This is a genomic window from Martelella mediterranea, from assembly GCF_004342225.1.
Taxonomy (GTDB): domain Bacteria; phylum Pseudomonadota; class Alphaproteobacteria; order Rhizobiales; family Rhizobiaceae; genus Martelella; species Martelella mediterranea_B.
Genome location: NZ_SMAR01000002.1, coordinates 56,336 through 70,232 on the forward strand (window position 1 = coordinate 56,336; position 13,897 = coordinate 70,232).

Below are 13,897 nucleotides of genomic sequence, written 5' to 3' on the forward strand. Positions count from 1 at the left end.
TCATGCTGAAACCGCTTTCTTTGAAGCAGACAGATTATTGGCGAACCTTACAATCCGGCCCGCGGCCTCCTGAAGTGTTTCATCCGGAACGGTCAGCCCAAGCCGTATAAAGCCATCTGCTTCTTTGCCGAATGACGAACCGGGCATAACCGCAACATGTTCGTCTTCCAGCAGTTTCAAAGCGAAAGCCTCGCCGGAAAGCCCGGTGGCGCAAACATCGACAAACATAAACATACCGGCTTCAGGCATATGGAAGGTCAAAGCCGGCGCCTCGACAAATCGTTCGGCCAGATGTTTTGCGCGGCGTTTCAGCGCATTGCGCATCACTGTTGAGACACCACTGGGATTGCGGATCGCCTCGGCGGTTGCATCCGCGATAAAGGGCTGATTTCCAAACAGCATGCTTTCTGCGACAGGCACGAGCTTCTGACAGAATTCTTCCGGACCAACAGCCCAGCCACTGCGATAACCGGGGGCAGCATGTGATTTCGAAATGGAAGAAACCGTAACCGCACGCTCAGCCAGATCGTCCCGGTCCAGCGGTGAAGCAAAGTCACCGCCGAATATCAGCTCCTCATAAACCTCATCGGCCACAAGCCAGAGGTCATATCTGCGGCAGACATCGCCAATCGCCGCGATATCTTCAGCGCTCAGCACTGCCCCGGTTGGATTATGCGGTGTGTTCAAAAGCAGAACGCGGGCATTCGGTGTGATGGCCTGTTCCAGAAGTTCGGCGCGCATGTGGAAACCGTCTTCAGGCTTCAACGGCACAGGCACCATATCTGCACCGGTTGCACGGATGACAGCTTCATACGTCGCATAGAGCGGATCACCGACCAGCACCGCATCACCCGCTTCCACGAGCGTCAGCATCACCGCAAACAATGCGGTCTGGGTACCCGGAAAACAAACGATATTTTCATGTCTGATGTTCCGGCCCGTGCGCCGGGAATAGCGTTCGGACAAGGCTTGCAGGACCGACTTTTCGCCGCGCCCGCCGGAATAGCCGACCCGACCGGCAGCCAGCGATTGTGCGACAGTTTTCGCCAGAACCGGATCCGGGGCAACATCCGGCTCGCCGATGGTCAGTTCGAGAATGTCATGACCGGCATTTTTTAAGGCGCGCGCCTTCAGGTGAACGGCCCATTTATCAGAGCCCAAACCGGCCAGTCGTTTCGAAATTGTCGCATAGTGCATGGTTCAATCCTCAGCTTTTCAGCCGCAGCCCTGTAATCGCCTCGACCGACTGGATGCCGGTTTCAAGCAATTCATCATTTTCAAACAGATCATCGGCAAGACAGCCCTCAAGCCAGAGCCCGTCAAGCGCGGCGTTGATCGCAATCGCCTGGCGCCGGACCTCTTTTAGATCCTCCGGACGGTTTTCCACCCTGAAAAGATCCGCCAGAAGATTTTCGATCAGATCCCGGAATTCGAGATATCCCTCACGGTGGATTGCGCCCATCGCCGGATCAATCCGGGCGATGGCGATAAAGGCGGCCCACAGCGAAAGCCGCCGTGCATCAACCATCGGTGGCGTCAGACAGGCAATGACGAGCAGCATGAGGCGTTCACGCGGCGTCTTTTCATGATCGGCTGTGGCTTCCGCCGTGATACCGGTCATCTCGCCCATCGTCTGGCGATACGCCGCCTGCAACAGCTGATCCTTGGTCTCGAAATAGTGGCGGATCAGCCCGCCACTCACGCCAGCCCGTTCCGCTACCTCACGCACCGTTGCATTCTGAATGCCGCCTTCGGCGATACAATCAAGCATCGCCGCAGTCAGATCGGCACGTCGTTCGGTATCGCTGGCGCGGCGGAAGGGCTTTCGGCTCATATCAGCCCCGGTGGAAGGGACGCGTCAGGCAGGTCGGGCCACCTTCACAGGCAATACACAATGCATCAGCCTCAAACGTGTGAACCGTGCAGCCAGCCGCTTCCATCGCCGCTTTTGTCTTGTCAAAACCGGCAACGGCAATCACGTCAAAAGGCCTGGTTGGCAAAACGTTGAGGTTCAGGCCGTTCGACGCCATGAACTCATCTGTCGGCGCTTCAACGAGGGTATACCCTTTTTCTTTCAGAAGCTGATAGAATGGTGCGGGCAGAAGCGGCGCATAGACAAGCGCCAGCTTGTCCGCCAGCGGCGATATCACGCTCATCAGATGCAGGCAGGCTTCTTCACCCTGCCACAGCGGCAGATCGAAGCTCAAAACCTCGATGCCGTAAGGCGCAAGAATAGCGCGAACCTGCGCGATGCCTTCGGCATTGGAGCGCACGCCACGACCGATGCATAGCGTCTTTTCATCGACCCAGACGCAATCGCCGCCCTCAACCGTCCCATTGCCTTCAAGCCGGCCGAGAACCGGAACACCTGCAGCTTCATAAAGTGCTGCATGGCCCTCAACCTCGCCCTTGCGAAGCGGCTTGCCCATGTTGAGAAGCACAGCACCATGTTCTGTGCAAAGCGATGGATCATGGGTGAACATGGCATCTGCCAGTCCGTCGCCCTTATCCTCAAACCAGATAATCTCTGCGCCGGATGCTGCGACGAGATCGGCAAAGCGGTCATACTGACTGATTGCGCGCTGCGCATTAAAGGTTTCGCCATAATGCCAGACCGCCGGGTCAGCCTGCAAAAGGCTAGCTCCGGGCTTGCGCATGATCACCCGCTTGATGGGCTGCGCCATTGTTTGCGCTCCGAATGCCATCCTGTTCAACTCCATGATTGATCTGTGTATGGCGCGTAGTTATACACTTGCATAATAACTCTGCAAGTGTAGTAATGGCGCCACTGAACAATTTTTCATCGTCAGCCGTCAGTGCCCGAAATAAGAGCGCCACACCGGCTGGCCTACCGGAAACGGCAGAAGCGTATTTATGAAGGCTGAGCAAAATGTGCGGGATGACAAGCCCGCAGAAGCAGTCGCAGTAGAAGATTTGCACAAGTCTTTCGGCGATCTGGAAGTTTTAAAAGGCGTGTCGCTGAGTGCCCGTCAGGGCAATGTGATTGCAATCATCGGCGGCAGCGGCTCCGGCAAGTCAACTTTGCTGCGCTGCATCAATATGCTGGAGTGGCCGACCCGCGGCACTGTGAAGGTTCACGGCGAGGAAATTGCCCTGAAAGCCGATGGCCGTGGCGGCCTCATGCCTGCAAACCGTAAGCAGATCCAGCGCATCCGCACCCGGCTCGCCATGGTTTTCCAGAATTTCAATCTCTGGCAGCACATGACGTTGATGCAGAACGTGATCGAAGTGCCGGTGCATGTTCTGGGCATTAAACGCGACGAAGCCATTGCAGAGGCTGAACGTCTTCTGAAACGCGTCGGCCTTTATGAAAAACGCGAAGCCTATCCATCCTTTCTGTCCGGTGGCCAGCAGCAGCGTGCGGCCATCGCCCGTGCGCTTGCGATCCAGCCTGAAGCAATGCTGTTTGACGAACCGACATCGGCACTGGACCCCGAGCTTGTCGGCGAAGTTCTGACAGTCATTCGCGACCTTGCAGAAGAAGGCCGGACCATGCTGCTGGTAACCCATGAGATGAATTTCGCCCGGGAAGTCGCCAGTGAAATCGTGTTCCTGCATAATGGACGTGTGGAAGAACAAGGCGATCCGCAAATCGTATTCGACAACCCTGAATCTGAGCGTCTGAAAAAATTCATCAGCTCCGTTCAATGACGACAAATGACCGCATCCCGGTCTTTGTTTAACCGCCCGGTGTTAAAAGAGGGAAACAAACGAGATGAATAAACTGAAATCTGCAATGTTGAGTATGGCAGCCGCCGCCGCTCTGTTTGCCGGTGGCGCACAGGCCGCTGAAACGGTGAAAATGGGTGTTGCTGCCGAGCCCTATCCACCCTTCACGGTTCCTGATGCCCAGGGCAACTGGTCCGGCTGGGAAATCGATATCGCCCAGGCCGTTTGTGCTGCAGAAGACCTGGACTGTGTCATCACGCCGGTTGCATGGGACGGCATTATCCCGGCGCTGACTTCCGGCAAGATCGACATGATCGTTGCATCGCTTTCAATCACCGATGCCCGCGAGAAAATCATCGACTTTTCTGACAAGTATTACACCAGCCCGACCGTGGTGATCGAGGCCAAGGGGGCAGGCATTGATGCTGTAACCAACGAGGCACTCGATGGCATGCTGCTGGGTGTTCAGGGCGCATCGATCCACGAGAAATATGCCCGCAAGCACTTCCCGGACGCCACGATCAAGATTTATGCGACGCAGGACGAAGCCAACCAGGACCTTTATGCCGGTCGCCTTGATGCCGTTCAGGCCGATGGTCTGGCGCTTGATGACTTCCTGAAGTCCGAGGACGGCATCGCCTGCTGCGAACTGGTTGGAAACGTTGAGCCGGACCCGAGCGTGATCAGCGCTGATGTCGGTTTTGGCATCCGTCAGGACGATACTGCGCTGAAAGACAAGCTGAACGCCGGTATTGCCGCAATTCTCGAAAACGGCACCTATGAAAAGATTTCGGACGAATATTTCGACTTCGACATCTATGGTGGCAACTGATAGCTAGAACACAAAGCCGGAGGCGGTCACGCTTCCGGCTTTCCCGTCTGACCGGCGGGCAATAAAGGATTTTCTGCCCAAAATGATCAGCTGGGAACTACTCGCACTGTCTCCGCCCGGATGGGGCGGTGTTCTGCTCCGGGGTCTCTTGACCTCACTGGAAGTGGCGGCCGGTGGCTATATTGTCGGCCAGATCATCGGTGTCTTCGGTGCGGCCGGAAAGCTCTATGGCGGCCCGGTGATCCGCGATCTCATGGAAATCTACACCACCGTCATTCGCGCTGTCCCGGAAATGGTGCTGATCGTTCTGCTGTATTACGCCGGAACGGACGCCTTGAATAATATTCTGGCCTCATTCGGACATGAGGCGATGGATATTTCCGGCATGGTCGCCGGTATCATGGTGATCGGACTGGTGCAGGGTGGTTATTCAACTGAGGTGCTGCGTGGCGCCATCAAGGCTATTCCGCCAGGCCAGATCGAAGCTGCGCGTGCCTACGGTATGGCTCCGGCCAAAATCATGCGCCGGATCACGCTGCCCGCCATGCTGCCCCATGCCATTCCCGGTCTCGCCAATCTCTGGCTGATCACGACAAAGGACACAGCCCTTCTGGCCGTTGTCGGTTTCACCGAGCTGACGCTTGCCACCCGGCAGGCCGCCGGTGTGACCAAAGATTACCTGCTGTTCTTCTCTGCCGCCGGTGTGCTCTATCTGATTGTGACGCTGATCTCGAATGTTATCATCCATTTCATTGAAAAACGCGCCCGACGCGGCATGACGAGGCCGCAGTCATGACCGATCAGAACAACGAACACGCCGCAGACCTTCAGGATCTTGCAGCCCCACCGCCTCTGCCCGGCCTGCGGGCGCTCTTCAAGCCGCACCGGCTGGTCATGATGGCCGTGGCTGCCGCACTTGTGGTCTGGATGGCGATGACGATGCGCTGGGACTGGCTACCCGAATATGCGGGCGTGCTTCTCTCCGGGCTATGGGTCACCTTCCTGCTTCTGGTCGTTACCTTCACGCTGGGCTTCCTGCTGTCGATCCCGATCGGACTTGTTCAGGTGACAGGCCCGCGTTTTCTGGCATGGCCTGCCAAGGCGTTTTGTACCATCATTCGCGGCACGCCTCTGCTATTGCAGCTGTGGCTGCTTTACTACGGACTTGGTTCGCTGTTTCCCGGCATTCCGGATATCCGCCAGTCGTTTTTATGGCCTTATCTGCGGGTGGCCTGGCCCTATGGTGTTCTGGCGCTGACACTCTCATGCGCCGGTTATGAAGGCGAGGTCATGCGCGGGGCCTTTGCAGGCGTTCCCAAAGGCGAACTGGAGGCAGCGCGCGCCTATGGCATGAGCCGGTTCACGATCCTCAGACGCATATGGCTGCCGCGCGCCATCCACCGCGCACTGCCGACGCTCAATGGCGAAATGGTGATGCAGCTGAAGTCAACGCCATTGGTGGCGACAATAACTGTGGTTGATCTGTTTGCTGCGATTTCGCGCGTTCGTCAGGATACCTATCTCACTTATGAGCCACTTCTGTTTCTGGCATTTCTTTATCTCTGCCTGACAGGCATTCTGGTTGCCCTGTTCCGTTATTTCGAGCGCCGCCTCCCCACGCGCGGTGCATGATATGAAAGCCTTTCATGACTGAACTGAAGAACTTCGACGAAGAGCTCGTCGCCATCCGCCACGATCTGCACCAGCATCCGGAACTTGGGCTGGATGAATTGTGGACGTCAGACTATGTCGCAAAGAAACTGAAAGCGATGGGCTATACTGTTCATCGCGGTCTGGCGAAAACAGGCATCGTCGCCCAGTTGACATGTGGCACCAGCAAACGGTCCATAGGAATTCGTGCCGATCTTGATGCTTTGCCGATCCACGAGGAAACCGGCAAGCCATATCAGAGCACAATCGAGGGCAAGATGCATGCCTGCGGCCATGACGGCCATACCGCGATGCTGCTGGGTGCGGCCAGAATGCTGGCTGAGCGAAAGAATTTCGACGGTACGCTGAACCTGATTTTCCAGCCGGCTGAAGAAAATTTCGGTGGTGCCAAAATCATGGTCGATGAGGGCCTTTTTGAGCGTTTCCCGTGCGATGCCGTCTTTGGCCTGCATAACGAACCAGTTCTGCCTTTTGGCGAATTCTGGTTCCGGGACGGGCCGATTATGGCCGCAGTCGATGAAGCAAAAATCATCGTGAAGGGTGCCGGGGGACATGGTGCGCACCCGGAAAGCTGCTCCGACCCGATGGTCACTGCCGCGAGCATTGTTCTGGCTTTGCAAACCATCGTATCACGCAATGTCAGCCCGCACGAGAAAGCCGTTGTCACCGTTGGCTCGATCCATGGCGGCTCCGCCAGCAACATCATTCCCGAGACGGCTGAAATCGTTGTCGGCATTCGTTCGTTCACGCCGGAAACCCGTGACCTGCTGGAGCAGCGCATCCGGGAGATTGCCGATTTTCAGGCCAGAAGCTTCGGCCAGACCGCCGAAGTTATCTACGAGCGCAGCTATGACCCGACAATCAACGACGTCGAACAGACAGCTTTTGTGCGCGAACTGGCGAAGCGTTTTGCCGGTGGGGACAAGGTGAAAGACCTCGAAAATCCATTCATGGGCAGCGAGGATTTTGCCTATTTCCTCAATGAACGTCCCGGAACCTATTTCTTTTTGGGATCACGGCAATCAGAAGACGACAAGCCGCTCCATCATCCGCAATATGATTTCAACGATGCTCTTCTGCCCATCGGCGCGAGCTTCTGGACCGAGCTTGCCGAAACCTTTCTGCCCGCAAAAGTCTGAATGAATAAGCCGCGGATGTGATGTCCGCGGCCTTTTTCTTTTCGTTCAGTCAATACGGCTTTGATGAACAGCATCATTCATCATCATCGTCCTGAAACAAAGGCCGCGAACCCCACACGCCTTCCACACGCAGCAGGAAGACATAAAGAGCAAGCGTTCCGAGCGCCATGGCAAACCATGTCAGCGCGTAACTGAGATGCGCATTTCGAAACTTCACCACGGTCAGGCCGCCTATCGGATAGCCGCCCGCATTCGGCGTGTTATCGGCATCGATGAAATAGGGCGCATAAGGTTCCAGCCCCTTTGTTGACATGATGGACCCGACATCGCGCCGGTACCACTTCCCATCTTCCGGTTCATTCTTGCGTGAGAACAGCCAGCCCTTGTCTTCCGACATTCTGAGCAGACCAGTCACCGTCACCTCACCTTCCGGTGCCTGCCGGGTCGACGGGTCGCGTTTTTCCTCTGGCACGAAACCACGATTGATCAGCAGATAGGTGCCGTCTGGCCGCTGAAGCGGTGTCATGACGAAGTAGCCCGGGCCAAGTTCCGTCGGGTAATAGATCTGGACCTCCTGATCGTTCAGGAAGCGCCCTTTGACCTCGACATGCCGGTAGGCGTCGTTCTGGCGGGTGACGTCGGACCATTGTTCAGGGCCAGGTGCGGGTACGGCGGGCGCCTCAACTCGCGTATTTACAGCCTCAATCAGATCCAGCTTCCATTGAAGGCGGTAAAGCTGCCAGATACCGAGGCCGACAAAGCCTGCGAACAACACGGCCGCAATCGCCGTTATCACCGAAATACGAAACCAGTTTCTCGGGGTGGTCGACATTGAGATATCTCCAGTTGGCATTCAGGCGCTCGCTATGGAATTTCGCAGACAGGCGGAAACATCTGAAATCCGCGAAAACGGGTTAGAACAAGCGGGCAGAACAGACCTGCGTTTCCTGAAAAGCCAAGTCCGCAGCCTGTATCAAAGGAAGCCTTTAGCGGCTTTTGACTTCAAACGCACCGCGACACATCGCGCGGCGTCGACTGAAAAAGCAAAGCGCCCCCCTCCGGCAACAACCAAAGGGAGGCGCATCATTCTGTTTTAGCAATCAGAACTTACTGGTTCTGGATCACAATGTTGCCTGTAACGCCTGCATCACGAAGCTGCTCGGCGATTTCAGGTGTCGCGCAGACGATGGTGCCATCATCCATGATCGTATAACCGCTTTCCGGCAGCGGCATCATGTACTTGTTCATGTTGTGCATGACCCAGAGCGAACCGGCCAGGACAATCAACAGCAGGATCAGCGCCAGAAGCGCCGATGCCATGGTGAAGCCATGCTCCTGCTCGGACGTCAGCAGCAGGAAGTAACGCAGGTGAACAAGGATCTGCGCAACCGCACAGATCATGATGATCGAGATCAGCAGCGTCTTGCTGGAAATCGCATCCGCCATCACCAGACCGAACGGAATGATGGTGAGGATGGCCGCCAGCACGAAGCCGGTCATCAGGGTCTTTACGGTACCATGACCCTCATGGCTTGCATGGTCGTGGGCTGAGCTCATAGGACGACTCCCGTAAGGTAAACGAGTGAGAAGACGCCGATCCAGACCAGATCGAGGAAGTGCCAGAACATCGACAGCGTCGACACACGGCGGCGCATAGCCGTATCCATATCCCGGCGTGAAATCTGAACCATCAGCACGATCAGCCAGATGCAGCCGAAGGTCACGTGCAGGCCGTGCGTGCCAACGAGCGTGAAATAGGCCGAAAGGAAGGCCGAACGATCCGGGCTGGCCCCGATTTCGAGGAAGTGATGGAATTCATACACTTCCATGATCAGGAAGCCGATTGCAAACAGGCCAGCAACAGCGAGCCAGCGCAGCAGGCCAGCTTTGTCGCCCTTTTCCATCCGCAACATGCCGAAACCGAAAGTCACGGATGAGAACAGCAGAAGTGCCGTTTCGATCAGCGCAAAGTCAAGTTCAAACAGGTCCTGCGGAGAGGGGCCGCCTGCATAGGCACGCCCCAAAACCGCATAAGTTGCGAACAGCGTGCCAAAGATCAGGCAGTCGCTCATCAGATAGATCCAGAACCCCAGCTGGGTCGGGCTATCGTGATGCTCTTCGTGATCCGCGTGATGCGTATCGTTAGTCGTGTCAGCGACCGTCATGCATAGGTCTCCTTGGCCTTTTCCATGTCGCTCTTAACCTGTTCGGCAGGCACATAGTAATCACGATCGAAGTCGAAGGTGTGGGCGATGATCGTGCCGACAGCTGCGATAAAGCTGACCGCAACAAGCCACCAGATATGCCAGACCAGAGCAAAGCCGAGCACCAGGCAAATGCCCGCCGGAACGATACCGGCCCAGGTGTATTTCGGCATATGGATCGGCTGGTAATCCGTCGACCACTTGAAGCCTTCCTTCTTCATCTGCCACCAGGCATCGCGTCCGTGAACGACGATATCCTGCGGGAAGTTGTAGGGCAGAACCGGCGAAGTCGTTGCCCATTCCAGGGTACGGCCATTCCACGGGTCAGGACCGCACTTCAGCTTGTCGCGGTTCTTGATCGTGACAATGAGCTGGATAACCGTGCAGGCGATACCAGCACCGATGACCAGCATACCGATGCAGGCAATAACGAAGTAGATCTGCCAGCCGACATCAGAGTAGCTCTGCAGACGACGGGTCACACCCATCAGGCCGAGAACGTAAAGCGGCATGAAGGCCAGGTAGAAGCCGATCAGCCAGCACCAGAAGGAGCGACGGCCCCAGGTATCGTCGAGCTTGAAGCCGAACAGCTTTGGCCACCAGTAGGTATAACCGGCCATCAGGCCGAACACGACACCGCCGATGATCACGTTATGGAAGTGCGCGATCAGGAACAGCGAATTGTGCAACTGGAAGTCAGCTGGCGGGACAGCCAGCATAACACCGGTCATACCACCAATCGTGAAGGTGACGAGGAAGCCAACTGTCCAGTACATCGGCGTTTCGAAGCGGATCTTGCCGCGATACATTGTGAACAGCCAGTTGAAGATCTTCGCGCCCGTTGGCACAGCGATAATCATCGTCGTGATACCAAAGAAGGTATTCACGCTGGCGCCGGAGCCCATGGTGAAGAAGTGATGCAGCCAGACGATAAACGACAGAACCATGATACAGGCCGTCGCGTAGACCATCGAACGATAACCGAACAGCGGTTTGCCGGAGAAGGTTGCAACGACTTCGGAGAAGATACCGAAACAGGGCAGGATCAGAATGTAGACTTCCGGGTGCCCCCAGATCCAGATGAGGTTCACATACATCATCGGATTGCCGCCCATGTCATTCGTGAAGAAATGCATGCCGAAGTAACGGTCAAGGGCGAGCATAGCCAGTGTGGCCGTCAGAACCGGGAAGGCTGCAACAATCAGAACATTGGCGCACAGTGTGGTCCAGGTGAAAACCGGCATCCGCATCAGTGTCATGCCCGGCGCACGCATCTTGAGAATGGTGGCGATCATGTTCACACCGGATAGCGTCGTTCCTATCCCCGCGATCTGGAGAGACCATATATAATAGTCGACCCCCACATCGGGCGAGTATGCGATTCCCGAAAGTGGCGGCATGGCAAGCCAGCCGGTCCGGCCCAGAAGACCGATGAACAGGGAGATGTTCAGCAGGATCGCGCCGGACACCGTCATCCAGAAGGAGAAGTTGTTCAGCCACGGAAAGGCCACATCACGCGCGCCGATCTGAAGCGGCATGGCGATGTTCATCACGCCGACCAGAAAGGCCATGGCGAAGAAGAAAATCATGACCGTGCCGTGAGCGGTAAAAATCTGGTCAAAATGGTGCGGCGGCAGATAGCCTTGGGCGCCACCAGCAGCGATGGCCTGCTGGGTTCGCATCATAAAGGCATCTGTGAAGCCGCGGAACAGCATCACCAGCGCGAGGACGACATACATGATGCCGATCTTCTTATGGTCAACCGAGGTGAACCATTCGTTCCAGAGGTAAGCCCATTTGCGATGATAGGTGATCAGACCGAATACGGTCAGACCGGCAATCACCACAGCGGCGAAAGTGACATCCAGAATCAGGACATCATACGGGATGTCATCCCATCCGAGCTTACCGAAAAGGAAGCTCGTTGTGCTATCAGCTGCCATTATTGCCTCACAGTTTCAGATGCATCCGACGCAGAGCCGTCGCCGTTCAGGTTCACGACCTTCTGATCAGGGTTCTTGACGTTGACCGGGCCTCTTTTCGGCTCATCTTCATTGCCACGAAGAACACCGTCGAATTCATGCTGGTCGAAGCCTTCGCCCGGCGGGAATTCATCATAGAGGTACTGATCCTTGGTCTCGATGCCTTTGAGGCCACCGCCACCCATCATATCCTGCATCATCATGTCGCCGATGCAGACCTTGCCGGGTTCGACGCAGAGGCCAACAGCCCGGTCGAATAGCCCATCCGATACGCCATTATAATAAGTAACGTTGTCCGCAACGGTCGGCTTTGAAAGATCAAGATAAACCTGATCGGTCAGCTCGGAGCCCTCGGCGCGAACCTTATTGACCCAGTTGTCGAATTCCTGATCGGAAACAGCAAAGGTCTCAAAATCCATGTGCGCATAGCCGGGACCGGAATAGTTGGCCGAGCGACCATAGTACTTGCCGGCGTCATCAGCGACCACGTGCAGCTTCGTTTCCATACCTGCCATCGTGTAAATCATGCCGGAAAGGGCCGGAACGAAGAACGTGTTCATGACCGATGTCGACGTCAGACGCAGATTAACAGCGCGACCGGTGGGCACAACCAGTTCGTTCACGGTGGCAATATTCTCTTCCGGGTAGATGAAGAGCCACTTCCAGTCCATCGACACCACTTCAATTTCAAGCGGCTCACCGGCAATATGGTCGAGCGGCTTATAGGGGTCGAGGCGATGCGTGTAGATCCACGTCAGGGCGCCAAGTGCGATGATGATCATCACCGGAACGCCCCAGATGAAGGCTTCGAACAGTGCAGAATGTTCGAATTCCGGATCATAGTCATCCGTCTTCTGACGCGAGGCACGATAGCGCCACGGCATGTAGACCGACATGACCAGCACCGGAACGATGATGATCAGCATCAGAATGGTTGAAACGACCAGCAGATCGCGTTCCTGGTCCGCAACCCAGCCGGCGGGATCGAGGAGAACGAGCTGACAGCCCGACAAAAAGAGCGCCACCGGTAGCAGCAGCGCAAGTTTCCATAACTTGAGAAGGTTCACAATCGTCTTCATTCTCTAGTTTCTCGTCCGAATTGCGCGGATCTCACGGACTGGGTTGTCACTGATATGCCTGAAGGTCACCGGCCCCAAAGTCCCGCGACGGCCGCCCCCTTAAACAGACATTCTCGTATAAACAGCTGGACTCTGCCACGCAGACGCCCAAATCATGCGCTGCATTACCGCATTTTCGACACAGATTTTAGTCCCTGCCCTGTGGCATTTTGGCACAAGGCCGCGCGTCCGTCACCTTTGCGAGACGATTTTCGCAATATATCAGCAAAATAATGGCTCTAATTGGCGTTCGTCAGCTTTTGTAAGCTCTGCAGAATAGCAGAAACCGACTTTGACATTGACCTCGCTCAATCGGGACAATTCGCCCATCAAACGATGAAACACCAGAAATTTAACAAAAAGCGGGGTTAATTTGAAACACCCGAGCATATCCGACGTTTACCCTTTCAGGAATATCTTCGTAAACCTCTGTCTGGCGGCATCCGGTAATGCCCCGGAAGTCCGTTAGACAGTTCGATTTTTTTATGCGACAATCCGTCACATGCGACAAAGCGCGCATCTGCCGTTTTGAGGAGGAAACGAAATGTCAGGCCTGTTTTTCTTTCCCTATGCAACCAGCGCCATAGGCGTGTTGCTGGGTGTCTACCTTACGAATAGCAACCGCACCTATGACCGAAGAGACTATTTTCTGCGTGCCTGCTTCATTTTCCTGATCAACCTGGTGATCTCTTATCTGCTGGAATTCGCCTTTCCGCTGGAAGCCGGCACCACCACAGACATCGCGCTTTCAACCGCCTATTATATGGGGCTTGCGATATACGCCGTTGTTCCCGGCCTTGCCTTCGGACGCTTCACCGCTTTCCGCGCCCACGACATGGGCCATGACAAATCGGTAGCCTACTGGAGCGCAATCCCGTTTGTGTTCATCTACTTCATGATTGTTCCAAGCAAGCGCAACGAACACGGCGCCAGGGCTCACCCGGCGGCTTAAAAAATCTCAAGTGCGCCAATGCCAAAAGCCGGTGTAGCGGTTGCTTCACCGGCTTTTTGTTGTCCCACACCGTGCGGGCCAACCGCCGTCAAAGGACAGGAAACAGTGTGGGTAACGGTTGATTTTCCCGCCCGTCAGTTTTTCAATGCCAAAAAACGAATTCATTATTCAACGCCGGACTGGCAAAAACGCATTTAATCGTTTTAAGAAGGGTTTATAGTCTCGCCGGCGGACAGCCGCCGCTTTTTTCGTTTTATTCGGTTCACGGAACTGCGCTACCGTTTCGCCATTTCGCTGGAAAGACGCTTC

At 55.7% G+C, this 13,897-nt stretch carries 15 protein-coding genes; 7 read left to right on the forward strand and 8 right to left on the reverse strand.

What is annotated here, in order from left to right; all coding sequences use genetic code 11:
* From EDC90_RS01720 to EDC90_RS01730, 3 genes are read right to left on the reverse strand one after another with little or no spacing between them, the layout of a single operon-like run.
* Complete coding sequence (locus EDC90_RS01720; protein WP_132307913.1) at positions 1 to 1,197, reverse strand: pyridoxal phosphate-dependent aminotransferase; 1,197 nt, start codon at positions 1,195 to 1,197, stop codon at positions 1 to 3.
* A gap of 10 nt (positions 1,198 to 1,207) precedes the next feature.
* Positions 1,208 to 1,834, reverse strand: coding sequence for a TetR family transcriptional regulator C-terminal domain-containing protein (locus EDC90_RS01725; protein WP_132307915.1), 627 nt, complete (start codon positions 1,832 to 1,834; stop codon positions 1,208 to 1,210).
* A 1-nt stretch (position 1,835) separates the two neighbouring features.
* Entirely contained in the window at positions 1,836 to 2,684 is an 849-nt protein-coding gene (locus tag EDC90_RS01730; protein ID WP_132307917.1) for a dimethylarginine dimethylaminohydrolase family protein, read from the reverse strand.
* Positions 2,685 to 2,874: 190 nt separating this feature from the next.
* Between EDC90_RS01730 and EDC90_RS01735 the strand changes: the two genes are divergently transcribed.
* From EDC90_RS01735 to EDC90_RS01755, 5 genes are all read left to right on the forward strand, one after another.
* Positions 2,875 to 3,672 (forward strand): ABC transporter ATP-binding protein, encoded by a 798-nt coding sequence (locus EDC90_RS01735; RefSeq protein ID WP_132307919.1) that lies wholly within the window; start codon positions 2,875 to 2,877, stop codon positions 3,670 to 3,672.
* A gap of 64 nt (positions 3,673 to 3,736) precedes the next feature.
* A complete protein-coding gene (locus EDC90_RS01740; protein ID WP_432419976.1) occupies positions 3,737 to 4,522 on the forward strand; it encodes a transporter substrate-binding domain-containing protein in 786 nt (261 codons plus the stop codon).
* 82 nt (positions 4,523 to 4,604) lie between these two features.
* The gene (locus EDC90_RS01745) at positions 4,605 to 5,318 is read left to right on the forward strand and encodes an ABC transporter permease (protein ID WP_132307921.1); all 714 of its coding nucleotides are present in this window, start codon (positions 4,605 to 4,607) and stop codon (positions 5,316 to 5,318) included.
* Positions 5,315 to 6,154, forward strand: a complete 840-nt coding sequence (locus tag EDC90_RS01750; RefSeq protein WP_132307923.1) for an ABC transporter permease — start codon at positions 5,315 to 5,317, stop codon at positions 6,152 to 6,154. The genes EDC90_RS01745 and EDC90_RS01750 overlap by 4 nt, the downstream gene beginning before the upstream one ends.
* 14 nt (positions 6,155 to 6,168) lie before the next feature.
* Complete coding sequence (locus tag EDC90_RS01755) at positions 6,169 to 7,332, forward strand: M20 aminoacylase family protein (RefSeq protein ID WP_132307925.1); 1,164 nt, start codon at positions 6,169 to 6,171, stop codon at positions 7,330 to 7,332.
* Between the two features lie 73 nt (positions 7,333 to 7,405).
* Here EDC90_RS01755 and EDC90_RS01760 read toward each other — a convergent pair whose 3' ends face one another.
* Positions 7,406 to 8,164 (reverse strand): SURF1 family protein, encoded by a 759-nt coding sequence (locus EDC90_RS01760; RefSeq protein ID WP_132307927.1) that lies wholly within the window; start codon positions 8,162 to 8,164, stop codon positions 7,406 to 7,408.
* 34 nt (positions 8,165 to 8,198) lie between these two features.
* Here EDC90_RS01760 and EDC90_RS01765 point away from each other — a divergent pair, with 34 nt between their 5' ends.
* Positions 8,199 to 8,429, forward strand: a complete 231-nt coding sequence (locus tag EDC90_RS01765) for a hypothetical protein (RefSeq protein ID WP_132307929.1) — start codon at positions 8,199 to 8,201, stop codon at positions 8,427 to 8,429.
* A gap of 10 nt (positions 8,430 to 8,439) precedes the next feature.
* On the opposite strand, the gene cyoD is transcribed toward EDC90_RS01765, so the two are convergent.
* Genes cyoD through cyoA form a run of 4 tightly spaced genes read right to left on the reverse strand, consistent with a single transcriptional unit; the run spans position 8,440 to position 12,597 of the window.
* The gene (cyoD, locus tag EDC90_RS01770) at positions 8,440 to 8,889 is read right to left on the reverse strand and encodes a cytochrome o ubiquinol oxidase subunit IV (protein ID WP_132307931.1); all 450 of its coding nucleotides are present in this window, start codon (positions 8,887 to 8,889) and stop codon (positions 8,440 to 8,442) included.
* Positions 8,886 to 9,497 (reverse strand): cytochrome o ubiquinol oxidase subunit III, encoded by a 612-nt coding sequence (gene cyoC, locus EDC90_RS01775; protein ID WP_132307933.1) that lies wholly within the window; start codon positions 9,495 to 9,497, stop codon positions 8,886 to 8,888. The genes cyoD and cyoC overlap by 4 nt, the downstream gene beginning before the upstream one ends.
* Positions 9,494 to 11,482 (reverse strand): cytochrome o ubiquinol oxidase subunit I, encoded by a 1,989-nt coding sequence (gene cyoB / locus EDC90_RS01780; RefSeq protein ID WP_432419978.1) that lies wholly within the window; start codon positions 11,480 to 11,482, stop codon positions 9,494 to 9,496. Before cyoB ends, cyoC begins: the two co-directional genes overlap by 4 nt.
* On the reverse strand, positions 11,479 to 12,597 hold the full coding sequence (cyoA, locus tag EDC90_RS01785) for a ubiquinol oxidase subunit II (RefSeq protein WP_165972705.1): 1,119 nt from the start codon (positions 12,595 to 12,597) through the stop codon (positions 11,479 to 11,481). Before cyoA ends, cyoB begins: the two co-directional genes overlap by 4 nt.
* 583 nt (positions 12,598 to 13,180) lie before the next feature.
* Here cyoA and EDC90_RS01790 point away from each other — a divergent pair.
* Positions 13,181 to 13,588: a DUF805 domain-containing protein gene (locus EDC90_RS01790; protein WP_132307937.1), complete on the forward strand. Its 408-nt coding sequence runs from the start codon at positions 13,181 to 13,183 to the stop codon at positions 13,586 to 13,588.
* Positions 13,589 to 13,897 lie beyond the last annotated feature (309 nt).